This window comes from Methylophilus sp. Q8, assembly GCF_000800115.1.
Classification (GTDB): domain Bacteria; phylum Pseudomonadota; class Gammaproteobacteria; order Burkholderiales; family Methylophilaceae; genus Methylophilus.
The window spans coordinates 1,806,442-1,829,611 of record NZ_JUHE01000001.1; the positions used below are offsets into that span (position 1 = coordinate 1,806,442).

Annotated in this window: 21 protein-coding genes and 2 rRNA genes; 21 read left to right on the forward strand and 2 right to left on the reverse strand. The window is 51.4% G+C overall.

What is annotated here, in order from left to right; translation table 11 throughout:
* Positions 1-126: 126 nt before the first annotated feature.
* Positions 127-3,011, forward strand: a 23S ribosomal RNA gene (locus GQ52_RS08840).
* A gap of 207 nt (positions 3,012-3,218) precedes the next feature.
* Positions 3,219-3,332: ribosomal RNA gene (gene rrf / locus GQ52_RS08845) — 5S ribosomal RNA — on the forward strand.
* 135 nt (positions 3,333-3,467) lie between these two features.
* On the opposite strand, the gene GQ52_RS08850 is transcribed toward rrf, so the two are convergent.
* On the reverse strand, positions 3,468-4,040 hold the full coding sequence (locus tag GQ52_RS08850; protein ID WP_047516885.1) for a glycine zipper 2TM domain-containing protein: 573 nt from the start codon (positions 4,038-4,040) through the stop codon (positions 3,468-3,470).
* A 190-nt stretch (positions 4,041-4,230) separates the two neighbouring features.
* Between GQ52_RS08850 and ispD the strand changes: the two genes are divergently transcribed.
* From ispD to GQ52_RS08920, 14 genes are all read left to right on the forward strand, one after another.
* Positions 4,231-4,938 carry a 2-C-methyl-D-erythritol 4-phosphate cytidylyltransferase gene (ispD, locus tag GQ52_RS08855; RefSeq protein WP_047516888.1) on the forward strand — a complete coding sequence of 236 codons (708 nt, stop codon included), beginning with the start codon at positions 4,231-4,233 and terminating at the stop codon, positions 4,936-4,938.
* Positions 4,935-5,417 carry a 2-C-methyl-D-erythritol 2,4-cyclodiphosphate synthase gene (gene ispF, locus GQ52_RS08860; protein WP_047516891.1) on the forward strand — a complete coding sequence of 161 codons (483 nt, stop codon included), beginning with the start codon at positions 4,935-4,937 and terminating at the stop codon, positions 5,415-5,417. The genes ispD and ispF overlap by 4 nt, the downstream gene beginning before the upstream one ends.
* Positions 5,418-5,422: 5 nt before the next feature.
* Entirely contained in the window at positions 5,423-7,252 is a 1,830-nt protein-coding gene (locus tag GQ52_RS08865) for an ABC transporter ATP-binding protein (protein WP_047516894.1), read from the forward strand.
* Between the two features lie 235 nt (positions 7,253-7,487).
* Positions 7,488-7,910, forward strand: coding sequence for a type II secretion system major pseudopilin GspG (gspG, locus tag GQ52_RS08870; protein ID WP_019883079.1), 423 nt, complete (start codon positions 7,488-7,490; stop codon positions 7,908-7,910).
* A gap of 6 nt (positions 7,911-7,916) precedes the next feature.
* Positions 7,917-9,089 carry a type II secretion system F family protein gene (locus GQ52_RS08875; protein WP_047516897.1) on the forward strand — a complete coding sequence of 391 codons (1,173 nt, stop codon included), beginning with the start codon at positions 7,917-7,919 and terminating at the stop codon, positions 9,087-9,089.
* Entirely contained in the window at positions 9,086-10,783 is a 1,698-nt protein-coding gene (locus GQ52_RS08880; RefSeq protein ID WP_047516900.1) for a GspE/PulE family protein, read from the forward strand. Before GQ52_RS08875 ends, GQ52_RS08880 begins: the two co-directional genes overlap by 4 nt.
* Entirely contained in the window at positions 10,764-11,591 is an 828-nt protein-coding gene (locus GQ52_RS08885; RefSeq protein WP_047516902.1) for a hypothetical protein, read from the forward strand. Before GQ52_RS08880 ends, GQ52_RS08885 begins: the two co-directional genes overlap by 20 nt.
* On the forward strand, positions 11,581-12,150 hold the full coding sequence (locus tag GQ52_RS08890; protein ID WP_047516905.1) for a PilN domain-containing protein: 570 nt from the start codon (positions 11,581-11,583) through the stop codon (positions 12,148-12,150). Before GQ52_RS08885 ends, GQ52_RS08890 begins: the two co-directional genes overlap by 11 nt.
* Before the next feature lie 23 nt (positions 12,151-12,173).
* Positions 12,174-12,797, forward strand: a complete 624-nt coding sequence (locus GQ52_RS08895; protein WP_235273086.1) for a hypothetical protein — start codon at positions 12,174-12,176, stop codon at positions 12,795-12,797.
* Positions 12,787-13,425, forward strand: a complete 639-nt coding sequence (locus GQ52_RS08900; RefSeq protein ID WP_024929360.1) for a hypothetical protein — start codon at positions 12,787-12,789, stop codon at positions 13,423-13,425. The genes GQ52_RS08895 and GQ52_RS08900 overlap by 11 nt, the downstream gene beginning before the upstream one ends.
* An 11-nt stretch (positions 13,426-13,436) precedes the next feature.
* On the forward strand, positions 13,437-15,434 hold the full coding sequence (locus tag GQ52_RS08905) for a secretin N-terminal domain-containing protein (RefSeq protein ID WP_235273087.1): 1,998 nt from the start codon (positions 13,437-13,439) through the stop codon (positions 15,432-15,434).
* The gene (locus GQ52_RS08910) at positions 15,434-15,931 is read left to right on the forward strand and encodes a type II secretion system protein (RefSeq protein ID WP_047516911.1); all 498 of its coding nucleotides are present in this window, start codon (positions 15,434-15,436) and stop codon (positions 15,929-15,931) included. The genes GQ52_RS08905 and GQ52_RS08910 overlap by 1 nt, the downstream gene beginning before the upstream one ends.
* On the forward strand, positions 15,918-16,298 hold the full coding sequence (locus GQ52_RS08915; protein WP_024929357.1) for a type II secretion system protein: 381 nt from the start codon (positions 15,918-15,920) through the stop codon (positions 16,296-16,298). Before GQ52_RS08910 ends, GQ52_RS08915 begins: the two co-directional genes overlap by 14 nt.
* Before the next feature lie 9 nt (positions 16,299-16,307).
* Entirely contained in the window at positions 16,308-16,796 is a 489-nt protein-coding gene (locus tag GQ52_RS08920; RefSeq protein WP_047516914.1) for a type II secretion system protein, read from the forward strand.
* Between the two features lie 6 nt (positions 16,797-16,802).
* Here the strand turns inward: GQ52_RS08920 and GQ52_RS08925 are convergent, their stop codons facing one another.
* Positions 16,803-17,492, reverse strand: a complete 690-nt coding sequence (locus GQ52_RS08925) for a lytic transglycosylase domain-containing protein (RefSeq protein ID WP_235273090.1) — start codon at positions 17,490-17,492, stop codon at positions 16,803-16,805.
* Here GQ52_RS08925 and GQ52_RS14235 point away from each other — a divergent pair.
* The 5 genes from GQ52_RS14235 (at position 17,491) to GQ52_RS08950 (ending at position 23,156) form a co-directional block, all read left to right on the forward strand.
* A complete protein-coding gene (locus GQ52_RS14235) occupies positions 17,491-17,628 on the forward strand; it encodes a hypothetical protein (RefSeq protein WP_235273091.1) in 138 nt (45 codons plus the stop codon). The genes GQ52_RS08925 and GQ52_RS14235 overlap by 2 nt on opposite strands.
* 133 nt (positions 17,629-17,761) lie before the next feature.
* Complete coding sequence (epsA, locus tag GQ52_RS08930; protein ID WP_235273092.1) at positions 17,762-18,595, forward strand: XrtB/PEP-CTERM-associated transcriptional regulator EpsA; 834 nt, start codon at positions 17,762-17,764, stop codon at positions 18,593-18,595.
* A 279-nt stretch (positions 18,596-18,874) separates the two neighbouring features.
* Positions 18,875-19,699: a PEP-CTERM sorting domain-containing protein gene (locus tag GQ52_RS08935; RefSeq protein WP_047516917.1), complete on the forward strand. Its 825-nt coding sequence runs from the start codon at positions 18,875-18,877 to the stop codon at positions 19,697-19,699.
* 80 nt (positions 19,700-19,779) lie between these two features.
* Positions 19,780-21,207 (forward strand): hypothetical protein, encoded by a 1,428-nt coding sequence (locus tag GQ52_RS08940; protein WP_047516920.1) that lies wholly within the window; start codon positions 19,780-19,782, stop codon positions 21,205-21,207.
* Between the two features lie 284 nt (positions 21,208-21,491).
* Positions 21,492-23,156 (forward strand): ShlB/FhaC/HecB family hemolysin secretion/activation protein, encoded by a 1,665-nt coding sequence (locus GQ52_RS08950; protein WP_235273095.1) that lies wholly within the window; start codon positions 21,492-21,494, stop codon positions 23,154-23,156.
* Positions 23,157-23,170 lie beyond the last annotated feature (14 nt).

The following is a 23,170-nucleotide window of genomic DNA, read 5'->3' on the forward strand; positions in this document are numbered from 1 at the left end:
TTATTGAGTGATTGATAATTTAAGCGAATCTAACGAGGTTTGATAGTGCTTTAGAATTACCTGTAACGCGTGTCTCATGCACGACGAAATCTAGATTTAAAAAGGGTTTAGGTTTTAACGTTATAGGGTCAAGTGAATAAGTGCATATGGTGGATGCCTTGGCGATATCAGGCGATGAAGGACGTGATAGCCTGCGAAAAGCTTCGGGGAGCTGGCAAATAAGCTTTGATCCGGAGATGTCCGAATGGGGAAACCCGGCCGTAAGGTCATTCTCTTCTGAATATATAGGAAGAGTAAAGCGAACCGAGTGAACTGAAACATCTAAGTAACTCGAGGAAAAGAAATCAACCGAGATTCCGTAAGTAGTGGCGAGCGAACATGGAACAGCCTGTTATTTTTAGCAGACGCGATAGTAGAACGGAATGGAAAGTCCGACCGTAGTGGGTGATAGTCCCGTATACGAAATCCCGTTTGTGGAACTAGGGTAACGAAAAGTAGGGCGGGGCACGAGAAACCTTGTCTGAACATGGGGGGACCATCCTCCAAGGCTAAATACTCGATATCGACCGATAGTGAACAAGTACCGTGAGGGAAAGGCGAAAAGAACCCCGGGAGGGGAGTGAAATAGATCCTGAAACCGTATGCATACAAACAGTGGGAGCCTCGTAAGGGGTGACTGCGTACCTTTTGTATAATGGGTCAGCGACTTACATTCAGTGGCAAGCTTAACCGATAGGGGAGGCGTAGAGAAATCGAGTCCGAATAGGGCGAATCAGTCGCTGGGTGTAGACCCGAAACCAAGTGATCTATCCATGGCCAGGATGAAGGTGCCGTAACAGGTACTGGAGGTCCGAACCCACAAATGTTGAAAAATTTGGGGATGAGCTGTGGATAGGGGTGAAAGGCTAAACAAACTTGGAGATAGCTGGTTCTCTCCGAAAACTATTTAGGTAGTGCCTCGTATATCATTCTCGGGGGTAGAGCACTGTTATGGCTAGGGGGTTCATAAGAACTTACCAAACCATTGCAAACTCCGAATACTGAGAAATGCAATTACGGGAGACAGACCATGGGTGCTAACGTCCGTGGTCAAGAGGGAAACAACCCAGACCGACAGCTAAGGTCCCAAATGACGTGCTAAGTGGAAAACGAAGTGGGAAGGCATAGACAGCCAGGATGTTGGCTTAGAAGCAGCCATCATTTAAAGAAAGCGTAATAGCTCACTGGTCGAGTCGTCCTGCGCGGAAGATGTAACGGGGCTAAGCACGTAACCGAAGCTTCGGATGCCATATTTATATGGCATGGTAGGAGAGCGTTCTGTAGGCCTGCGAAGGTGTGCTGTGAGGCATGCTGGAGGTATCAGAAGTGCGAATGCTGACATGAGTAGCGATAAAGGGAGTGAAAAGCTCCCTCGCCGAAAGCCCAAGGTTTCCTGCGCAACGTTCATCGGCGCAGGGTGAGTCGGCCCCTAAGGTGAGGCAGAGATGCGTAGCTGATGGGAAACAGGTTAATATTCCTGTACCTCTATACAATGCGATGTGGGGACGGAGAAGGTTAGGTCAGCCGGGTGTTGGATGTCCCGGTTCAAGCGTGTAGGTTGGTTCTTTAGGCAAATCCGGAGAGCTAAGACTGAGACGTGATAACGAGTCTGCTTGCAGACGAAGTGATTGATACCATGCTTCCAAGAAAAGCCACTAAGCTTCAGTTGTATAAGACCGTACCGCAAACCGACACAGGTGGGCAGGATGAGAATTCTAAGGCGCTTGAGAGAACCCGGGAGAAGGAACTCGGCAAATTAGCACCGTAACTTCGGGAGAAGGTGCGCCCCGGTAGTGTGTAGAGATTTACTCTCGAAGCACGATGGGGTTGCAGTGAAAAGGTGGCTGCGACTGTTTAATAAAAACACAGCACTCTGCAAACACGAAAGTGGACGTATAGGGTGTGACGCCTGCCCGGTGCTGGAAGATTAAATGATGGGGTGCAAGCTCTTGATTGAAGTCCCAGTAAACGGCGGCCGTAACTATAACGGTCCTAAGGTAGCGAAATTCCTTGTCGGGTAAGTTCCGACCCGCACGAATGGCGTAACGATGGCCACACTGTCTCCTCTCGGGACTCAGCGAAGTTGAAATGTTTGTGAAGATGCAATCTCCCCGCGGCTAGACGGAAAGACCCCATGAACCTTTACTGCAGCTTTACATTGGACTTTGACAAGATTTGTGTAGGATAGGTGGGAGACGTTGAAGCGGAGTCGCTAGATTTCGTGGAGTCAACCTTGAAATACCACCCTGATGTTGTTGAGGTTCTAACCTAGGTCCGTAATCCGGACTGGGGACCGTGTATGGTAGGCAGTTTGACTGGGGCGGTCTCCTCCCAAAGAGTAACGGAGGAGTGCGAAGGTAACCTAGGTACGGTCGGAAATCGTACTGATAGTGCAATGGCATAAGGTTGCTTGACTGCGAGACGGACAGGTCGAGCAGGTGCGAAAGCAGGTCATAGTGATCCGGTGGTTCTGTATGGAAGGGCCATCGCTCAACGGATAAAAGGTACTCTGGGGATAACAGGCTGATTCCTCCCAAGAGTTCATATCGACGGGGGAGTTTGGCACCTCGATGTCGGCTCATCACATCCTGGGGCTGTAGCCGGTCCCAAGGGTATGGCTGTTCGCCATTTAAAGTGGTACGTGAGCTGGGTTTAAAACGTCGTGAGACAGTTTGGTCCCTATCTGCCGTGGGCGCTGCAAGTTTGAGGGGACCTGCTCCTAGTACGAGAGGACCGGAGTGGACGCACCTCTGGTGGACCAGTTATCATGCCAATGGTATAGCTGGGTAGCTAAGTGCGGAAGAGATAAACGCTGAAAGCATCTAAGCGTGAAACTCGCCTCGAGATGAGACTTGCCTCTGGCTTTAAGCCAGCTAAAGAGTCGTTCAAGACCAGGACGTTGATAGGTCAGGTGTGGAAGTGCAGTAATGCATTAAGCTAACTGATACTAATTGCTCGTGAGGCTTGATCCTATAACCTTAAAACTTAGACTAAAATCTAAGCAAGGTGTAGTTCAAAGCAATATGATTTGGCAATCATCTAGAAATAAGAAACACAAGTTGTTTCATACCCTAATCCCATTGAAAACAAGCGTAAAACGCTTGCATCCTTTACTTCTTCCAATTTGTTAAAGCAGGCTGAGCAAAAACTCAGCACCATGCATAACATTACCAGTTATGTTTGGGGACAATAGCGGTTTGGAACCACCCCTTCCCATCTCGAACAGGGCCGTGAAACGAACTTGCGCCAATGATAGTGTACTCTTCGTATGCGAAAGTAGGTCATCCCCAAGCTCCTATTCTAAAAAGGCCTCAGCACTCGCGTGTTGAGGCCTTTTTTATTGCACAAAAATGGGGTTGGACATTAGAAATGCCTCCTTAAATATAAAAAAACCTCTTAACAAGAGGCTTTTTTGCTTAGAGGATCGTTTAATTGATGGTTTGCCATTGGCCTTGTTCTGCTAGGCAGGCTCGATTGCTGGCTTGCTGACGTTTTCCCTGTTCTATCCATTCAAGCCGGTAAGATTTACATTTTTGATTGCTTTGCATGAAGTCTGCGGTTGGCGTGAGGTTGTATTCAATACGGCTATCAGGATTTACCCAATGAACCCGTTGCCCTATGCGTCCGAGTTCGAGGGCGTGGCCTATACAGCCCCTGTCATTATTATCAATGGCTTTGCCGATCTGGTTGCCAATGACTGCGCCGATAACAGAACCGAGAATAATTGCAATCGGCTTATTTGAGCCTTCACCGACGCTGGCGCCTACTGCGCCGCCGATGACACCACCAGTGACCGTGCCGACGGTTTGCCACTGACATTCTCCACTGATCACACCATAGTCACGCTGCCACTGGTAGCCCGAATAGCCACGATAGTACGGGTCATGTTTTTTTCTCCAGCCATGTGCCGGCGCGTGGGCAGGCGGGTCCGCGTAGCTGGTGCCTAATGTTGCGCACAGGGAGAATAAGACGCTGCTAATGATTACCTTGGTATTGTTCATGATTCGCTCCCGAGGATCTATTGTTATGATGGGTACCGCTGCTTGATTATAGAATGACTTTTTAACAAGTGTTTAAGTCGTCTTAAACAAAAGCAGGTAAGCAGTCATGAGGATGACGTTTTGTTGCAATATCAGCCGCTTGATTTCAGGTGTGCCAAAGAAGTGCATGGCTGCATGATAAAATGACAAGATGACTCAATATCATGTTCTGATTCCCAGTGCCGGCAGTGGTTCGCGTATGCAAAGTGTTGCGCCCAAGCAATATTTACCACTCAACGGGAAACCAATCTTGCGTCACGCTATCGATACCTTTGAGGCGATACCTGCCATCAGCCGTATTTTTATTGTGACTGCACCTGAAGATGCTTATTGGTCGGATGACTTGTTGCAAGGCTGTCATAAGACTCAGGTATTGTCTTGCGGTGGCGATAGTCGCGCTGCTTCTGTCTATCAAGGTTTGCAGGCGATGGCGTCATATATTGATCGCGAAGATTGGGTGTTAGTCCATGATGCCGCACGCCCTGGTGTCGATGCTGAGATGGTGCAGCGTTTAATTGACGCCATTAGACCGACAGACGTTGGTGGTCTGCTGGCTTTGCCTCTGGCAGACACTTTGAAGCGTGCTGATGTGACTCAGCATGTCGCTGAGACTGTTCCGCGTGAAGCATTGTGGCAGGCACAAACGCCGCAAATGTTTAAAGCCGGCATGTTACAGCAGGCGCTGGCCACACATTTACACCGCCAGCCGACTGACGAAGCGCAGGCAATGGAGTGGGCAGGCCATGCACCCAAGCTGGTGCTGGGTGGTTTGAAAAATTTAAAAATTACGTATCCGCATGATGTTGCCGTTGTCTCGGCACTGATGCAGGCTACGCAGAGCGAACAGGATGCAGAATGATCCCCTTTAGAATTGGCCACGGCTTTGATGTACACGCGCTGGTGACTGGCCGTGACTGTATTATCGGCGGCGTGCATATTCCTCATAGTCATGGCCTGGACGGACATTCTGATGCGGATGTATTGCTACATGCGATTTGTGATGCTTTGTTAGGCGCGGCTGCTTTGGGCGATATCGGCAAGCATTTTCCACCGACAGATATGCAATTTAAAGGAATCGACTCCCGCACGTTGTTGCGGCATGTGGTGGCTTTGCTGAATGACAAAGGCTATCAGGTTGGTAATATTGATGCGACGGTGATTTGTGAAGCCCCCAGATTAAGCAGGCATACGGCACAGATGTGCAGCAATATTGCGGCTGATTGTCACGTTGCGGTTGACCAGGTGAATGTGAAAGCAACCACCACAGAAAAACTCGGCTTTACTGGCCGCAGTGAAGGCATCGTTGCCGAAGCCGTTTGTACCATTTATTCCAAGTAGTGATCATGCGATTATTCAGCCGTTTTGAAGCATTGGTGTCCCCATTTCCGCGCGAGATACTGCATCAGCTCCCCACCCGTTTCTGGCCTTTTATGTGGGCATGCTCATATGGCATGCGCCGCTATATCCTGGCGATGACGATACTCACTGCCTGTATTGGTTCGTTTGAAGCGTTATTGTTTGCACTGATGGGCAAAGTGGTCGATAAGTTGACTGCGATTGCGCCTGGCCAGCTATGGACCACCCATCATGACACTTTGTGGCTGGTGGCGTCGATTTTAATGGGTAGTACGCTGGTTATTGTGTTGCAAACATTGATCAAGCACCAGACGCTGGCAGGTAATTTCCCCATGCGTTTGCGCTGGCAGTTTCATCAGCATATGCTCAACCAGAGCATGGGTTTTTACCAGGATGAATTTGCTGGTCGCGTCTCGGCCAAGGTCATGCAAACGGCGCTGGCCGTACGTGAAGTCTGGTTTATCCTCGCTGATATCATGGTCTATGTGCTGTTGTATTTCACCACGATTGTGACCGTCGTCGGTAGCTTTCATCCATGGATGGTGCTGCCTTTCCTCGGCTGGCTGTTGCTCTATGCTTGCGCCCTGGTCTATTTTATTCCACGACTGGCCAAGGTGTCACAGCATCAGGCTGACGCGCGCGCGCTGATGACTGGCCGTATTACGGATGCCTATACCAATATTTCTACCGTGAAATTATTTTCGCACGCAGGACGCGAGGCGAGCTATGCGCAATCGGCCATGCAAGAGTTCCTGGATACCGTCCATGGGCAAATGCGTATGGTGAGTTGTGTCGAAAGCATTAATCACTTTTTGAACATGTGCCTGATTATTGCCAGCGGCAGCATGGTGTTGTGGTTGTGGTCACAAAGCCTGGTCGCCGCCGGGGCAGTGGCCGCCGTGATGGCCATGGGCTTGCGCCTCAACGGGATTTCGCACTGGGTAATGTGGGAGCTGACTTCGCTGTATGAGCAAATCGGCACGGTGCAAGATGGCATGAATACCTTGTCAGTGGAGAATCGCGTGGTTGATGTACCGGATGCAGTCACGCTGAGTGTACCCAAAGGGGAGGTCTTGTTTCAGCAAGTGGATTTCGCCTATGACAAACAAGCGCCGTTACTGCAGGATTTTGACCTGCATATCCAACCGGGCGAGCGTGTTGGACTGGTGGGGCGTTCAGGTGCCGGTAAATCGTCTATTGTTAATTTGCTTATGCGTTTTTACGATATTCAGGCCGGGCATATCCGCATAGATGGGCAGGCGATTGATAGCGTTAAACAGGATTCTTTACGTCAGCAAATCGGTATGGTGACACAAGATACTTCTTTGTTGCATCGCTCTGTGCGCGAGAATATTTTGTACGGCCGCCCGGATGCGACTGATGATGAGATGATCATGGCCGCCAAGCGTGCCGAGGCGCATGATTTCATTCTGAGCCTGCGCGATGCCAAGGGACGTACCGGCTACGATGCACATGTCGGTGAGCGTGGTGTGAAGTTATCAGGCGGTCAACGCCAGCGTATTGCCATTGCCCGTGTCATGCTGAAAAACGCACCAATACTGGTGTTGGACGAAGCGACCAGCGCGCTGGACTCCGAGGTGGAATTAGCCATTCAACATCATCTCGCACAATTGATGGAAGGTAAAACCGTGATTGCCATTGCCCATCGTTTATCCACCATTGCTGCCATGGACAGGCTGATTGTGCTTGATCAAGGCCGTATTGTTGAAACAGGTACACACCATCAATTGCTGGCGCACGATGGCATCTACGCCAAATTGTGGACGCACCAAAGCGGCGGTTTTTTGGGCGAATAAGCTTTCACGCTTGCCACGGCTTTTCTTTGCTGATATTTTAATTAATTTAAAAACATTTCAATAAATGTTATCCTCTTCTGGGTGTTGAGCGCCCAGGCAGAGCGCTCACCTCATTGTCTGGCAGCCTGGTGATGTTAATCCAACATTACAACTGTGACAGATTGTCATATTGCCGCCACTTTTCTGCAATCTAATCTGCTTAGTATTGTCATCAAATTTTCATGGAGTGTTAGCGATGCCTTGTCGTTCTGTCCGGAACAGTCGCGGTTTTACCTTACTAGAATTATTAGTGGTGATGGTTATTATTGGCCTGCTTGCTGGTTATGTTGGGCCGAAGTATTTCCAGCAGATAGGCAAATCAGAAGTGAAGACGGCGAAGGCACAGATTGCAGCGCTGGAGCAGGCACTGGATCAGTATCGATTGGATGTTGGTCACTATCCGGCCACTGAGCAGGGTTTGCAGGCATTGATGACCAATGCCGATAACAACACGCACTGGAGCGGCCCTTATTTAAAAAAAGAAGTACCGAATGACCCGTGGGGCAAAGCGTACCAGTACCGTATGCCGGGTCAGCATGGCGAGTACGATTTGTTCAGCCTGGGCAAGGACGGCCAGGTAGGCGGTAGTGACGAAGCACAGGATATTACCAACTGGTAAACTGCCATGCATTATCAGGCAAAAGTGCTCAATGGTTCTACGCTCACGATGGTGGAGCTGCAGGCTGACGATGAGCAGGACGCGTACGCGCAACTGAAATCCAAAGGCTTGATGCCAGTGTCATTGCATGCGCAAAAGGCAGCCAAAGTATCCCGGCGCGAAACATTTCCCCTAGCATTGTTCAGCCAGGAGTTACTGGCTTTGCTGGATTCTGGCCTCAACCTGGTGGAAGCGATTGATGCGCTGTCTTTGCGCCAGGACCACACGCGTAGCGTATTACAAAGCATTCTGCAGTCCTTGCAGCAAGGCAAGTCATTCTCTGCCGCACTCGAGCGCCAGCCTGCCGTATTCCCACCGCTGTATATCGCCACCGTCAAAGCCGCCGAGCGCACCGGTGACCTGGGCAATGCCTTGTCGCGCTATATTGCTTACGACAACCAGGTCTCACTGCTTAAAAAGAAAATCATCAGTGCCTCTATCTATCCCCTGCTGCTGATTGTGGTGGGTGGCCTGGTGATTGCGTTTCTGATGGGGTTTGTGGTGCCGAAGTTCAGCAGTGTCTATGAAGGCACCGGGGCTGACTTGCCGTGGATGTCGAAAATGATGTTGCAGTGGGGTACGCTGATTTCACAGCATGGCGAGACCATGCTGGTGATACTGGCAGGCATGATGATTGGCCTGGTATTGCTATTCAAAACGCCTGCCATGCGCCAGTCCATGTTGCGGATGCTGTGGCGTATCCCCGCCATTGGTGACAAGTTACATCTTTATCAACTGGCCCGTTTTTACCGCACCCTGGGCATGCTGCTGGCCGGCGGTACACCGATTATGACCGCAATTGATTCGCTGGGCGGCTTGCTCGACAGCAGCCTGGCCCTGAGCCTGCAACAGGCACAAACCATGATCAGCGAGGGCCAGCCACTGTCACAGGCCTTTCAAACTGCGGGCATGACCACTCCGATCGGAGAGCGCATGCTGCTGGTCGGCGAACGTGGCGGTAACGTCGCGCAGATGATGGATAGAATCGCCAGCTTTTATGATGAAGAACTGGCACGCTGGATAGACTGGTTTACCAAATTGTTTGAGCCTTTGTTAATGCTGTTTATCGGCCTGGTGATTGGGGTTGTGGTGCTACTGCTCTATATGCCTATCTTTGAACTGGCGGGACAAATCCAATGAACCAGCCTGTGCCCAACCACGCCTTATCCGCCTTGCCGGCAGACCTGTTTGCCCAGGCGCAAACACTGGCACAACAACAGCAACGCCGTGTGATTGAAGTGCTGGAAGAGTTGCTTTCTTTAGAGAACGAAGCGCTGATCACACAATTGGGTAGCCTGTTGCATTACCCGGTGGCCACCATGCGTGAGATGCGCGAGTGGCAGGTAGCCTTTGATGTCATCAGCTATAACACCGCCCAGCAGAAAGAGTGCCTGGCGTTTTACGATGCGCAACAAACCCTGATTCTGGTGTTTGCTGACCCGTTTAACCGCCAGTTGCCGCTATGGGTGCAGCATGCGGTGCAAGTGCCGTTTGAATGGCGGCTGGCGCACAGGTTGGAAATCAGTGCTTACCTGGCCGGTGAAGAAGAAACCATGCGTGCCATGGATGGTGTCGGCTTGTCTACCGAGCAGGCGCAAGAGGGTGACGAAGAAGTCGTCATGCAGTTGTCGCTCAAGTCTATCCATGAAGACGCCAACCCCATCGTCAAGCTGATCAACTCCACCTTATATGACGCGCTTAAAACCGGCGCCAGTGATATCCACCTGGAAACGCATCCTGGCGGCCTGGCCGTGAAATACCGCATTGACGGCGTCATGGCCAGCATTGCCAACAGCCCGGGGCTGGACAGCGCAGAACAGGCCATTTCACGTATCAAGGTCATGGCGCAGCTGGATATTGCCGAACGGCGGATTCCACAGGATGGCCGCTTTAAAGTGCATGCCATGGGGCGGCTGATCGACTTCCGTGTCTCCATCATGCCCAGTGCCTTTGGTGAAGATGCCGTCTTACGCGTATTGGACCGTAAGGCATTGACCGAGCAGGCGCAGGGCCTAAGCCTCAAGGCCCTGGGCTTTGATCCGCAGGTTATTGCCGGCTTCAGGAAACTGGCCAGTGAGCCGTATGGCATGGTACTGGTGACCGGCCCGACCGGCAGTGGCAAAACGACGTCTCTTTATGCCGCCATTTCTGAAGTGAATACCGGCTTTGACAAAATCATCACCATTGAAGACCCGGTGGAGTATCAGTTACCAGGCGTGCTGCAAATCCCCGTCAATGAGAAAAAAGGCCTGACCTTTGCGCGTGGCCTGCGCTCCATCCTGCGCCACGACCCCGATAAAATCATGGTCGGTGAAATCCGTGATGCCGAAACGGCGCAAATTGCCGTGCAGGCGGCATTGACTGGTCACCTGGTGTTCTCCACCGTGCACGCCAACAGTGTGCTGGATGTGATCGGCCGCTTTATGCATATGGGGGTAGATCCCTATCACTTTGTATCTGCGGTGAATGGCATTATTGCCCAGCGCCTGGTACGTGCCTTGTGCCCACATTGTGCTGAGCCTTTTGTGCCGGACGAGGACATGTTAAAGGCTTCCGGGCTGACCTCCGCACAGGCGGCTGGCATGCAGTTCAAACACGCGCAAGGGTGCGGCCATTGTCGTGGCACGGGTTATAAAGGGCGTAAGGCCGTGGCAGAAATGCTGGTGCTCAATGATGAGCTGCGCGAGATGATTATCGCCAGGCAACCGATCCGGCAACTTAAGGAGGCTGCAGCCAGAAATGGCATGCGCACCATCAGGGAAGCCGCGATCACTGCGGTGGCAGAAGGCATGACCAGTTTACAGGAGATCAATCGTGTCACGTTTATTGCCTGATTTCCGTTGGTTAGGTTTAACGCGGGTGCTGATCACCGCAGACCGTTTACTGGCTGAGCACAGGCCTGCAGGCTTGCACACACGCAGGCTGACGGCAGAAAGCAGCTGGACCGGGGCAGACTTGCAAGCTGCGCTGCCGGCATTGCTGGCACAACTGCCCGCCAGCCGCTGGCAGCGTATTGAAATTTACCTTGCTGACAAACATGTGCATCTGTTGCGCCTGCCTGCCATGACACAATCCCTGCAAACGCTGGATATCTCCGGGCAGGAGCAGCAGGCCTATGCGCGGGCGGTATTGATGCAAACCTATGGCGAAGCCGCACGGGCATGGCCGTTCCGGTTAGCCGATATCCAGCAGCCACAAGACAGCTTGCTGGTGGCGATGCCTGCTTTGCAAACGTTGAATTTAAATGCGCTGTTGGCAAGCAAGGCCATGCAATGGTCGGTGCTACCCTATGTGTGTGCCTTATGGGCGCACACGCGTCTGCCTGCGAGCGGCACGGTGCTGACTGCGGAACCACATATGCTGAGGCTATTGCAGCTGGAACAAGGCCAGGTGACCCATGTTGCCAGCCTGACAACAGACATGACTGAGGTGGAAGCCATGGCTGCCTGGTTGTTGCGTGAACGTACCTTGCTGGGTGTGCAGGCGAGTCCGTGCTATTGGGTGAGTGAACCGGCCTGCGCGCCTGTGGCTGCCACCGGGCGTCGGCTGTCACAGCAATTGGCAGGGCAGTTGCCATGGCAACTGCTCTATGCTGCGAATCAAGTGACTTCGCTGTGGCCGGAGGTCATGCATGTGGCCTAATCCTAACTATCAATTTGAATTTGCGCAGCCAGCGTTTGCCTGGCAGGCATTGCGCTGGCCAGGTGGATTGCTGGTTGTGCTATTGGGTGTGTTAGTCGCCGTGAAGTATACGGGACTGACAGAGACCGAGGCGCAGTTGCAGCGCCTTGCGCAACGCCAGCAGCAGTTGACGCAACAACAGGCCGGAGCGACAGCCACAGAACATCAGCCAGCCACTAAAGTGGCAGTCAAGCAGCCTGTCGCGGTATTAAGCCAGCCACAGCAGAAGGTCGCCGAAAAAATTGTGCAGCAGTTAAATGTGCGCTGGTTTGATCTGTTGCAAGCCTTGGAATCGCGCCAGGTGCCAGACATCGCCTTGTTGCAATTATTGCCAGATGCCAATCGCGGCCAGTTTGTGCTGTCAGGCGAAGCCAAGAGCTACCAGGACTTGCTTAAATATGTGAGCCAGTTACAGGCGGTGCCAACGCTCAACCAGGTGCATCTGCAAAAGCACCAGGTGAACGAAAGTCATCCGCAACGCCCGGTCAGTTTCGAGATACAGGGTGGATGGCAACCATGACTGCATTGCGTCTTGTGACACCCATGACCGTGATATGGCTGCTGCGCCGTTGTGCCTGGTATTTAGGCTGGGTGCCCATGCTGTTGTCTGTGGCATTGCTGGTGATGTGGCTAGTCTTGTCGCAGCAGCAATCTGGTCAGCTGGCGCAGCTGGATGCACTGGAACAAGAGATTCGGCAGCTGGTTGCTCAGCCTTTGCATCAAGACCGGGTGACGCCAGCCAAGCCTGAAAAAACATTGGCCATCGATGTTAAAACGGCGCCAGACGAGCCAGTGGAGTTGGCGGCACTTTGGCAGCAATTGCCTGCATTTGCTGACTTGTCTCCGCGCATGATGCATATCGCCAGCTTGGCGCAAAAGCGGCAGATTGCATTGAATGTGGGGGATTATCAATGGCAGGCACACCAAGCTACTAGCGCAACCCAGGCTAGCAGCGCGACACAAGACATTCAGCAGTTTGATATGCGCTTTACCATCCAGGCGGACTACGCGACCTGCCGCCAATTTATGATGGATGTGTTGAAACAATATCCGTCGATGGCGTTGACCGGGCTGGAGTTACGTAAAAATGAAACGGTACAGCCAGTCGTCGATGCCACACTGACATTCTCGGTGTTTATCCGTGGAGGGCGTGCACATGGCGCTTGAGTCTAAAGCGGCACCACAGCCTTTGTTATGGCTGGCCTTGCTGCTCACGCTAGGCTTGGTCTACTGGCAGTGGTCGCAAGAAGAAACGGCTGATGTGACGGTGGTAGCTGCAAATACGAATGGCGCACGATCTGCGTCAGAAACGCCAGCAAACCCTGTACCACAAGCGCCAGTCAGCCAGACGTTGGCGCCGCCGGTGGTCACATCATCGTCCATTAGCCCATTAGCATCTACGCCCGACAATACGTACTTCACGAGACAACTGCCAGCCGCAAAACTGAGTCATGCCTTGTTTGCTGCGCATGAATGGTTACCGCCACCGCCAAAGCCACAACCGCCACCGCCGCCCGAGGTGCCACCCTTGCCTTATACCTATGTTGGCAGCATGCAGGATGTGCCGGGTGGCGATACAGTGATTTTAATGCAGCAGAAAAAGATGTTGTTACCGAAGCTGGGAAGCAATATCAATGCGCAATGGCGTCTGGACCGGGAGGATGCGCAGTCTGTTTATTTCACTTATGTACCACTCAATAAAGTGGTGGTGTTGAGTAAAACGAAAACAACGTCAGGTGCTGGCCAACGTCAGGCGCTCACCGATAATAATCAAGATGAAATGTTAAACCAATGAATGTCTTTAACTTGAGATCCTCTTTACAGACGGCGATGCCGCGCTTTGTGGCGATTAGCTTGTCGGCATGGGTGTTGTCTTCTTGCGGACTGTTCCCACCCAAGCTGACCGCTACCACCCCAGAAGGTAAAGTGCATGAGCTGGCACAGCAAGTGGCCGAACATCCATCTGATGCCGTGCTGCGTAATCGCTGGTTCCGCGAGCGTGAGCAGGCAATTAATGCGCTGTCTGCCGAGGCAGAAGCCGCCGATGCCAGAGGGGATATTACGACGGCCAAGCAGGTATATGCACGTATTCTGACCCTGGATCCGCACCATATTAAAGCATTGGCCTATGAGAATGCCAGTGCGCGTGAAATCGCCTTGCGCAAGCAGCTCGAAGCCGTCAAGCAGCATATGGATCATCCTAAGCAGGCCTTAAAAGAGGTGCGCGATATATTGCTGGAACAGCCGACCAATGCCGAAGCACAGGCGCTGGAAAAACAGCTGATTGCGATGGAGCCGCGTGCGCGTGCGGCCTTGCCACAATTGCAAACCGGACTCAGCAAGCCAGTGACGCTGGAGCTACGCGATGCCAATATCAAGGTGGTATTTGAGGCCTTGTCCCGTGCCACCGGCGTGAACTTTGTATTGGATAAAGACATCAAGCCGGAAACCAAGGCCTCGGTATTCGTCAAAAAAATGCCGATTGAAGAGGCCATAGACATGGTGCTGGCCAGCAACGGTTTGCAGAAAAAAGTGTTATCGCCGACCAGTATGCTGGTTTATCCGGCCACGCAGCAAAAGAACAAAGATTATCAGGATTTACTCATCCGCAATTTTTACTTTGCCAACACCAGCGCCAAGCAATGCGCCGATATGTTGCGCACCATTTTGAAGGTCCGTGATGTCTATGTGGATGAGCGTTTGAACATGCTGGTACTCAGGGATAGACCGGAAGTGCTGGCGCTGGCGGAAAAAATGATCAAGGCACAGGATATTGCCGACCCGGAAGTGATGCTGGAAATAGAGGTGATGGAAATCACGCGCGGCAAAATGAACCAGTTGGGCATCGTTTATCCTTCGTCACTCACCGTTCTCGACAGTCAATTGACGCTGGAAGCGCTCAAGCGTATCAAGTCTTCTGATATCGGTGTCAGCCCTAACCCCAGTCTGCAATTCAAGACCACAGACAGTGATCTGAACCTGTTGTCCAACCCGCGTATCCGCGTTAAAAATAACGAGAAAGCCAAAGTGCTGGTGGGTAACAAGGTGCCGGTGATTACTACCAATACCACTGCGAATGTAGGGACGTCCGAGAGCGTATCTTATGTTGATGTTGGCCTCAAACTAGAGGTTGAACCACGGGTGATGCTGGACGATTTTGTCAGTATTAAAATTAACCTGGAAGTGAGTTCACTGGGCGAAGCGATTACGCTGAGCAATAACTCCAAGGTCTATAACATCGGTACCCGCAACGCGACTACTATGCTGCGCCTGAAGCACGGGGAAACCCAGATTCTGGCGGGTCTGATTCAGGATTCAGAGCGTAAGAATGCCGACAAATTGCCGGGCTTGGGTGAAATCCCGATTCTGGGCCGCTTGTTCTCACGACATATTGATGAAAAAAATAAAACTGAAATTGTGTTGGCAATTACGCCAAAAGTGATCAGTAATGTGACCTTGCCGGAAGCGACCTTCTCTGAGTACTGGAGCGGTACTGATACCGTGATTTCTGACAAACCCTTGTTAAACAGTACGCCGAGCAATGCACCGGCGCGTGGCCAGCAGGCACGTGAACAGCAGTTGCAACGTCAGCGCGAGTTGAATGATGCCGCAGATGTGCCAGTCAATGACACGCCCGAATCCGCACCGGCGCCTGAACCTGCTGCATTACCTGCGCCAGATGCACAACCGGCCAATACTGAGTCTATGCAGCCTGCGCCAGCCATGCCGGGCTTGTCTAATAACGTCAATGGTATTTCCGAGCAGGGCACGACCACCTTACCGGCACCCAAGGTCATTCCTTGATGGTCTATATAGTGAAACGCACGGCCGGATTTACCTTGATTGAACTGATGGTGTCGCTGGCGATTATCGCCATCATGGCCAGTGTGGCCACGCCCATGATACAACTGACGGTGCAGCGGCAAAAAGAGCAGCAATTACGTGAGCATTTGCGCGAGATGCGGCGTGCGATTGATGCCTACAAAAAGGCCGCGGATGAGGGCAGGGTGAAAAAGAGTGCCGATGCCAGTGGTTATCCACCCAATTTGCAGGTGTTGGTAGATGGCGTGGAAGATGCCAAAAATCCCAAGCATGAACGTTTGCGTTTTTTACGACGTATCCCGACAGACCCCATGCTGAATGGCCAGGCGAACAAGGGATTGACGCAGTCCGCCAGCCAATGGGGACTGCGCAGTTATGATAGCCCGCCGGAACAGCCACGTTATAGCCAGGATGTCTACGATGTGTATTCATTAAGCACGCAGACCGGTATCAATGGAGTCGCTTATGCGCAATGGTAAGCAACGCGGTTTTACACTGGTAGAGCTGCTGGTGGTACTATCGATTCTGGCCTTGCTGCTATCACTGGCGGTACCGCGTTATTTTTATGGCGTGCAGCGGGCCAAGGAGCAGGCACTCAAGCAGCAACTGGCAACTACCCGCAAAGCGCTGGACGAATATTATGCCGATCAGGGACAGTATCCGGACACTTTGCAGGAGTTGGTCGACAAACATTATCTGGACAAATTACCCTGGGATCCGATTGCCGAGCGTAATGATGTCTGGGTGATTACGCCGCCGGAGTTGCCTGTGGTAGGTGCGGTGTATACCTTGCACAGCAGTGCAGTCGGGCAGGCTGCCGATGGCTCTGCCTATACCGACTGGTAAACGACGGGTATGTTCAGGCAAGACGGTTTTTCTTACATCGGCGTGATGGTGACGCTGGTGATTGCGGCTATAGGCATGCAGGGGGCGGCAGTGATGTGGCAACAGCAATCCCAGCGCAGCCACGAGGCACAATTGCTGGAGACCGGCGAAGCCTACCGGCTGGCAATTGGGCGCTATTATGAATCTACACCGCAGCCGGTCAAGCAATACCCGGTGCGCTTGGATGCGTTGATAGAAGACAAACGCTTTCCGGTGCCCAAGCGGCATTTACGCAAATTGTATGCAGACCCGTTTGCGGTCAAACAGGGTATGACCCTAGTTATCAGGGATGGCCGTATTGTTGGCGTGCACAGCCAGTCGCTGTTGGCTCCCATACGCAGCAGTGGCTACCAGGAGTCCCAATCAGGCTTTCATGGCGCCAAGCATTATCGCGAGTGGTTGTTTGTGTATGAGCCTAATACCCTGGCGGACCTGGAGCAGGCCTGGGTAAATCGTTAGAGCGGATCAGTTACTGAGCTGGCTGGCGTAACCTGTGGGTGCGAGCCGGGTTTTAAACGCCTGATAGTAGCCAAGCACCTTGGGAATATATTGTCTGGTTTCGGCAAAAGGCGGCACGGCGTGCTGGTGGGTTTTTACCGCTTGTGGCCCGGCATTATAAGCGGCTAGTGCCAGCGGAACATTGCCTTCAAACATATCCAGCATGCGTCTTAAATAATGCGAACCCCATAATATTTGCTGCGGCACCGACCATTGTTTGACAGGAATGGCGGTCATGGTTTGTGCGGTGGCTGGTAGCACTTGCATCAGGCCGTAAGCGCCTTTACGTGACAGCGCTTTGGGGTTGTAGCCGGATTCGGTGGCAATCACGGCATGGATCAGTGCCGGATCTATCTGCGTCGCCTCAGCTGCGGCTTGCACCTCGGCTTGGTAAGGGACTGCACCGCTTTTCCATTTGGACGGCTGGCTGGCGGGTGATGGCGCGAAAGGCTCGTTTTCTGTCTCCGACGCGTCAATATTACTGATCACTAATTCCATGTCACTGGAGTTATCCAGCAGGATATGTTCGGCTAATGTCTGCGTCGTTGAGGCTGTGCCAACAGGGAGCGCCTCCGCATGCGCTACGCCACACACGATCACAGTTGCCAGCAACGCTGCCAGTCTGATTTGACGCAAGGGGTGAGCGGGCGCATTCATGATAAGACTGATTGTGCCACAACCATGTGACATGGCAAAGACAATCGGCCCTGCGCTGTCAGGCATGCTTTACCTGGACATTCATGTGATTGTCATGTGGGTACAGAGCTGTGCCAATAAAACCGGCCGTTGGTAAAGTGCCGATTTCCCTTTCTAGTCATACCGCTAATCCACTGTCATCAATTTATCAATCAACTGACACGTGCCAATCATTTTTCTGTCACAAATTCTGAGCAAACTTGCTGCATTTATATAAATGTGGTTAACACATGGATACAACAATAACAGGGATGGATCAGGCCAGCGACCAGTGGACGTTGGCACTGAATGAAGAGCAACGCGCGCTATTTATGGAGGTGATTGAGGAGTCGTTGCGTCTGCAGCATCGCTCACACCTTTTTAACTGGCTACAGCGAGGGTTTCAGTGTTTGTTGGCGCATGAGGTGGTGATTATTGGTGTGCGTAGCTTGGAGCGTGCCAGTTATGACTATGAGTATCTGACCTCCAGCCGCTATTTTGGCGACACCCAGTTTGACCAGGTGCTCAACGATGAAGATGGCCTGGTCAGCGAAGCCTTTACGCGCTGGAGTAAGCTGGGTATGCCCGTGTTTTACCATACTGAGCTCGCCGCGCAGCAATATAACCATTATGCCGTTGAGCATGTCGATGCTGAACGTATGCTGTCGTCTGAGCTGAAGCGCTTTGTCGTGCATGGCTTTGGCAACGAGCACAGCCGCATTGCCACCATGGTCATGTTTGGCCGTTTAAGCTCACCGGCGAATGCGCAAACTGCCCATTTGCTCGAGTTATTGATGCCGCACCTGCATTGCGCGATCGTTAAAGTCACTGCTAATAAATGTCCTTCCGTGTTATCCACCACCGCGCGCAATGGCCGTATTAAGCCTTTAAGCAAGCGAGAGCTGGAAGTGCTGGAATGGCTGCAAGCAGGCAAAACCAATTGGGAGATTGGCAACATCATGCAAGTCAGCCCGCTCACGATTAAAAATCACGTGCAAAACATCCTGCGCAAACTGGATGTAGAGAATCGCGGCCAGGCGGCCAGCAAAGCACTCAAATTGGGCCTGATCACCCGCAAGCAATAAAGATTACCCACCGCATTTTTAGCGCTTTCATGCAATGACTCCAACTAGTCCGAACGGACTAGTTTTTACTTTAAGCCTGTCATTTTGAGTTTCTAAACTACTTAGGATTTTTATGCGGCTATTTTGCGCGGCCAGACTAGTCCACATGGACTAGGTTTACAAAGTAAGGCTGTCATGTAGCGACTGCATAATTTTTTGGGATGAGTTTCATCGTATTCGCTCAGGTATTAGTAGTTTGCTCTTTCTATTCGGTTTGCTCAAAAAATTAAGGAGAAGTTTATGAAATTTCAAGTAAAAGCATTGGTTGCTGCATTGGCTCTGTCCGCTGCAACTATTCCAGCACACGCGGCTATGACGTTCGCAACAAGCGGCAGCTCAAGCCTGATTCTGACTTTGCTGGACTTTAACAGCAACACATCAGCAACATTCGATTTGGGCTACGGTTACGATAGCTTCCAAAGCCTGGTTGTTGATGCACATACTAACGGCACAATTTCTGCAGATGGTTTGTCTAAAACCTTTGCTTTTGATGTGGCTGGTGGTGACTATGCTAATGCATGGAGTTCTTTCTGGAACACGGCTTCAGCTTCAACTACCAAGTGGGCGATTTATGCTGCTGATGGTACCGGTACTGGTGCAGGCGCACGTGGCATTATTTCTACCTATAAATCAGGTGCTAACCTGACAAACTCTAACCAGTTGCAGACTTCAGTTGCAAACTTCAATAGCTACATGACCAACAACAACGCGTTGGACAACCACAACGCTGTAGACAATGGTGCAAGCTTAGTGACTTCAAACCTGTCACAGGCCTATGCTGGCCGTGCTGTGGCTTACGGCTCTACAGGTCGTATCAACGGCCAAGGCCATGTATCTATGGATAGCCTGGATAGCTCTATGACTGTTGTGCAACAACTGACAGGTGCAACAGCGGCTTCTCCAGTGGCATTCAATACACTGGGCTTAAATGGTAACTTCCAATTCAAAATGACATCCGGTGGTCTGTTGGAATTCGTAGTGCCAGTTCCAGAAGCTGACAGCTATGCAATGTTGCTGGCTGGCCTGGGTGTAGTTGGCTTGGTAGCTCGTCGTCGCAAGGCTTAATACAACATTAAAAAAGCCATGAAAAACGGCCGGTTTACAAGCTGGCCGCTAATCAAATCTTTTATCGAAGGAAGCGAAAAATGTTTAAATTTAATAAAGTATGCTTGGCTGTAGCCGCTACTCTGTTTGCAGGTCAAGCTTTTGCTGCGCCTGTCACTCAAGCACAAATCAATACTGCGCGTGGTAATAGCGCATTGAATGAAACCTGGATTTCTGGCGCTTCAGCACCAACTTACAACGTTTTCCAAGGCTTTGCTGCTGGTTGTGATGCAAACACACTGTCCGTGTTCAACAACGGCTCAGCAACAGCCGCAGTAAGACCAGGTAACTCAGCTGCAAGCAACTTCCTGGCTTATGCTTGTACACGTGGTGGTAAAGTGTCTGTGGTTTATCACACGATTGATGGCGGTTCTTTTAACGCTTACGCACCACATATCCCAAACGATGTTGACGGTGACGGTACAGTGGGTACTGCTAATTTGCGCCGTATTGGCAAACTGGGTGCTAACGCTGGTTGTGTTGCTCAAACGGGTTCTTTGTCTCTGCCAGGTCAAACTGCAATTGCAAGCTACCGCTCATGTGCGATTGTGACTCCAGCAACTGCTGCTGATGGCGCAACTGTTAAACCAGCAGGTGGTTTCTCTGACGTTGAAGCTGCATTGTTCGGTGTATCCGTTGATGGTTACGGTGTTGAGTCAAACGCTAACGTTGGTCAAGCATTTGGTATCGCTACTTCAACTTCCTTGTATCGTGCGATGCAAGTTGCACAAGGTATCTATGCGAGCGTAGCCGCAGCGAACTCTGCTGATCCTGATTACTTGCCAGCCAATGCACCGAGCATTTCTCACGTGCAGTATGCTTCTATCGTGAGTGGTACCGCTGCTGATGCGGGTATCTTGGTACCAGGTTCTACAGCTGCCTTGAATCTGGCACGTCGTGTGCCAACTTCAGGTACTCAAGCGTCTTCCAATGCGACTTTCCTGCGTAATCCATGTAACGGTGATGCTGCGATTGCCGGTGCTTTGGCACCTGTAGGCTTGGCTGACTCTACACCTACCTTGATCATCACCGAAGGTTCTGGTACAGGTAACGCAAAAACTGCGTTGTCTACAGCTGGCTTTGCGATCGGTGTGTTGTCTCTGGAAAACAACTGGCGTACAGATACATCATCCAACGGCTATCGTTACATCAAGCTGGATAACACTCACCCTGAAGCGCCAGTAGCTGGCTCCGGTCAGACAACAGATGCTAACGCACGTTACACAGCTGCTCAAGGTTTGTACGATTTCCACATGGAAATGAAATCTTTTGTTGCTAACTCAGCTTCCGGTACATTCGGCGAGACTGTGATCAACGAAATCGTTGGTGCTTTTGCTGGTCTGGATTGTGCTGAAGTACCACGTGGTTTGACACTGAACCCATTTGCCGGTTCATCTTGCACGGTCGGTACAGTGGTTGCTAAAGGCTCACGCAATGGTAACAACTGCCAAGCACAACAATTGTTCTAATTCCAAGCACTAGCAGTCAAAAGCTGCGACGTTTGATTAAAAGCACACCCGAACCGGGTGTGCTTTTTTATTGCCTGATTCAATCAAAAACCAGTTGTCATACGCAAATATCTGAGTGCCTCCTGCAATGGCTCACATGGGCTATACAAACAAGTCCGCGGACTAGTCCGCATTTCATCTTTGTGACACGCGGCGCTTTCAAAATGGCAAGCCTCAGGAAGTGCCTTAGGCGATTGAACCAAAAAAGAAAGGTGTTGCGATTGTTGCTGCGTGTGATGAGTTGTATGTGTGTTCTGTGGTCTTTTGCATTGCATGCAGAGGAGGCTTCAGAGTCCGCCCAGCACCCTGTGAATGGTTGGGGGACAGAGGTTCCCGGACAAGCGGCTGCAGAAGTGCCCGCCAAAGACCAGTTCGATATTTTTGAATACGTGGTCAATGGCAACTCCGTGCTCAGCGTGACAGAGATTGAAAAAGCTGTTTATCCCTATCTCGGTGAGCATCGCTCAATTGATGATGTAGAAAAAGCGCGTAGTGCGTTGGAACAAAGCTTTCATGAGGCTGGCTACCTGACGGTGTTCGTGAGTATTCCAGAACAAGAGGTAAACGGTGGGGTTGTGAAGCTGGATGTGCTGGAAGGGAAGGTTGAGCGTTTAAGTGTGGTCGGCTCCCGCTATTACTCCTTGGGCAAAATCAAGCAAAACGTCACAGAGTTCCAAGAGGGCCATGTCCCGCACTTTCCAACGGTGCAAAAACAAATTGCCTCGGTCAATATTAATCAGGACCGTGTGGTAGCGCCGGTGCTGCGTCCAGGCAAGTCACCGGGCATGGTCGAGGTGGATTTGAAGGTGGATGACAAGTTTCCGTTACACGCCAGCATGGAATACAACAACCGGTACACGCCGAACACGACAAAGACACGCCTTTCCGGCAACCTGAGATACGACAATCTCTGGCAAAGCGATCACAGCATTGGTCTAGGTTTTCAGGTGACACCGGAAGATGCTAACGAGGTGAAAGTATTTTCAGGCACCTATGTGATTCCTTACGCTGGAGATTACTGGGCCATGTATGGCGTGGTTTCTCAAAGTGATATCAGTGCGGTAGGCGATTTGAATGTGGTCGGTAACGGTAACATTTATGGCCTGCGCTATATTCACCCTATGCCCAGCCCGGTTAAATCCTTCAATCACAATTTAACTCTGGGCGCCGATTACAAAGACTTTAAAGAAAGTACGCGCAGACTGGGGGCTGACTTGGGTAATAACCCGATTACTTATCTGCCTTTCCTGATTGGGTATACCGGTAATCTGGTCACGCCTGAGAGTACCACCAAGTTAGACCTGAACTTTGTCTTTTCAACCAAAGCGCTGGTTAACGATGACGCTGAGTTTGCCCAGAGACGTTACCTGGCACGGTCGAATTTTTCTTACTTGAGAGGGCAGCTTGAGCACACGTATACCTTGCCTTATCAATGGCAATGGTATGGCTCTTTAGGCGGGCAAGTGACTGGCGATTCACTGGTTTCCAACGAACAATTCTTTATTGGTGGTTTGGATACGGTGCGCGGCTTCCTCGAGTCCAGTGCGCTGGGGGATACGGGTACCAACCTGACGATGGAGTTGCGCTCCCCACCTTTGCAAAAGTATGCAGGCTCATGGGTGAAGGAAATGCGCCTGCTGGCTTTTTACGATTACGGCTACGCTAAAACGCGTGATCCAGCGACGTTTGCCGATGACCGGTTCTCACAAATCCAGCAATACATCCTGTCCTCATACGGATTGGGTTGGGATGTGAAGGCTACGCACGGCTTGTTTATGCGCCTGGATTTTGCGCGTGTCTTGCAATCAAGCTGGACATTGGAAAATGGACACACTGCGCCACTCAAGCCAGCAGGGATGGCTGAAAGTGGTGATACGCGCCTGCATTTTAAAGTGGGTTTTGACTGGTAATAAGCGCTTAGCTG

What these genes read in the sequence shown, in the direction of transcription:
- GQ52_RS08850 (WP_047516885.1), bottom strand. Translation starts at nt 4,040, where the DNA reads ATGAACAATACCAAGGTAATCATTAGCAGCGTCTTATTCTCCCTGTGC.
- ispD (WP_047516888.1), top strand. Translation starts at nt 4,231, where the DNA reads ATGACTCAATATCATGTTCTGATTCCCAGTGCCGGCAGTGGTTCGCGT.
- ispF (WP_047516891.1), top strand. Translation starts at nt 4,935, where the DNA reads ATGATCCCCTTTAGAATTGGCCACGGCTTTGATGTACACGCGCTGGTG.
- GQ52_RS08865 (WP_047516894.1), top strand. Translation starts at nt 5,423, where the DNA reads ATGCGATTATTCAGCCGTTTTGAAGCATTGGTGTCCCCATTTCCGCGC.
- gspG (WP_019883079.1), top strand. Translation starts at nt 7,488, where the DNA reads ATGCCTTGTCGTTCTGTCCGGAACAGTCGCGGTTTTACCTTACTAGAA.
- GQ52_RS08875 (WP_047516897.1), top strand. Translation starts at nt 7,917, where the DNA reads ATGCATTATCAGGCAAAAGTGCTCAATGGTTCTACGCTCACGATGGTG.
- GQ52_RS08880 (WP_047516900.1), top strand. Translation starts at nt 9,086, where the DNA reads ATGAACCAGCCTGTGCCCAACCACGCCTTATCCGCCTTGCCGGCAGAC.
- GQ52_RS08890 (WP_047516905.1), top strand. Translation starts at nt 11,581, where the DNA reads ATGTGGCCTAATCCTAACTATCAATTTGAATTTGCGCAGCCAGCGTTT.
- GQ52_RS08895 (WP_235273086.1), top strand. Translation starts at nt 12,174, where the DNA reads ATGACCGTGATATGGCTGCTGCGCCGTTGTGCCTGGTATTTAGGCTGG.
- GQ52_RS08900 (WP_024929360.1), top strand. Translation starts at nt 12,787, where the DNA reads ATGGCGCTTGAGTCTAAAGCGGCACCACAGCCTTTGTTATGGCTGGCC.
- GQ52_RS08910 (WP_047516911.1), top strand. Translation starts at nt 15,434, where the DNA reads ATGGTCTATATAGTGAAACGCACGGCCGGATTTACCTTGATTGAACTG.
- GQ52_RS08915 (WP_024929357.1), top strand. Translation starts at nt 15,918, where the DNA reads ATGCGCAATGGTAAGCAACGCGGTTTTACACTGGTAGAGCTGCTGGTG.
- GQ52_RS08920 (WP_047516914.1), top strand. Translation starts at nt 16,308, where the DNA reads ATGTTCAGGCAAGACGGTTTTTCTTACATCGGCGTGATGGTGACGCTG.
- GQ52_RS14235 (WP_235273091.1), top strand. Translation starts at nt 17,491, where the DNA reads ATGATAAGACTGATTGTGCCACAACCATGTGACATGGCAAAGACAATC.
- GQ52_RS08925 (WP_235273090.1), bottom strand. Translation starts at nt 17,492, where the DNA reads ATGAATGCGCCCGCTCACCCCTTGCGTCAAATCAGACTGGCAGCGTTG.
- epsA (WP_235273092.1), top strand. Translation starts at nt 17,762, where the DNA reads ATGGATACAACAATAACAGGGATGGATCAGGCCAGCGACCAGTGGACG.
- GQ52_RS08935 (WP_047516917.1), top strand. Translation starts at nt 18,875, where the DNA reads ATGAAATTTCAAGTAAAAGCATTGGTTGCTGCATTGGCTCTGTCCGCT.
- GQ52_RS08940 (WP_047516920.1), top strand. Translation starts at nt 19,780, where the DNA reads ATGTTTAAATTTAATAAAGTATGCTTGGCTGTAGCCGCTACTCTGTTT.
- GQ52_RS08950 (WP_235273095.1), top strand. Translation starts at nt 21,492, where the DNA reads ATGTGTGTTCTGTGGTCTTTTGCATTGCATGCAGAGGAGGCTTCAGAG.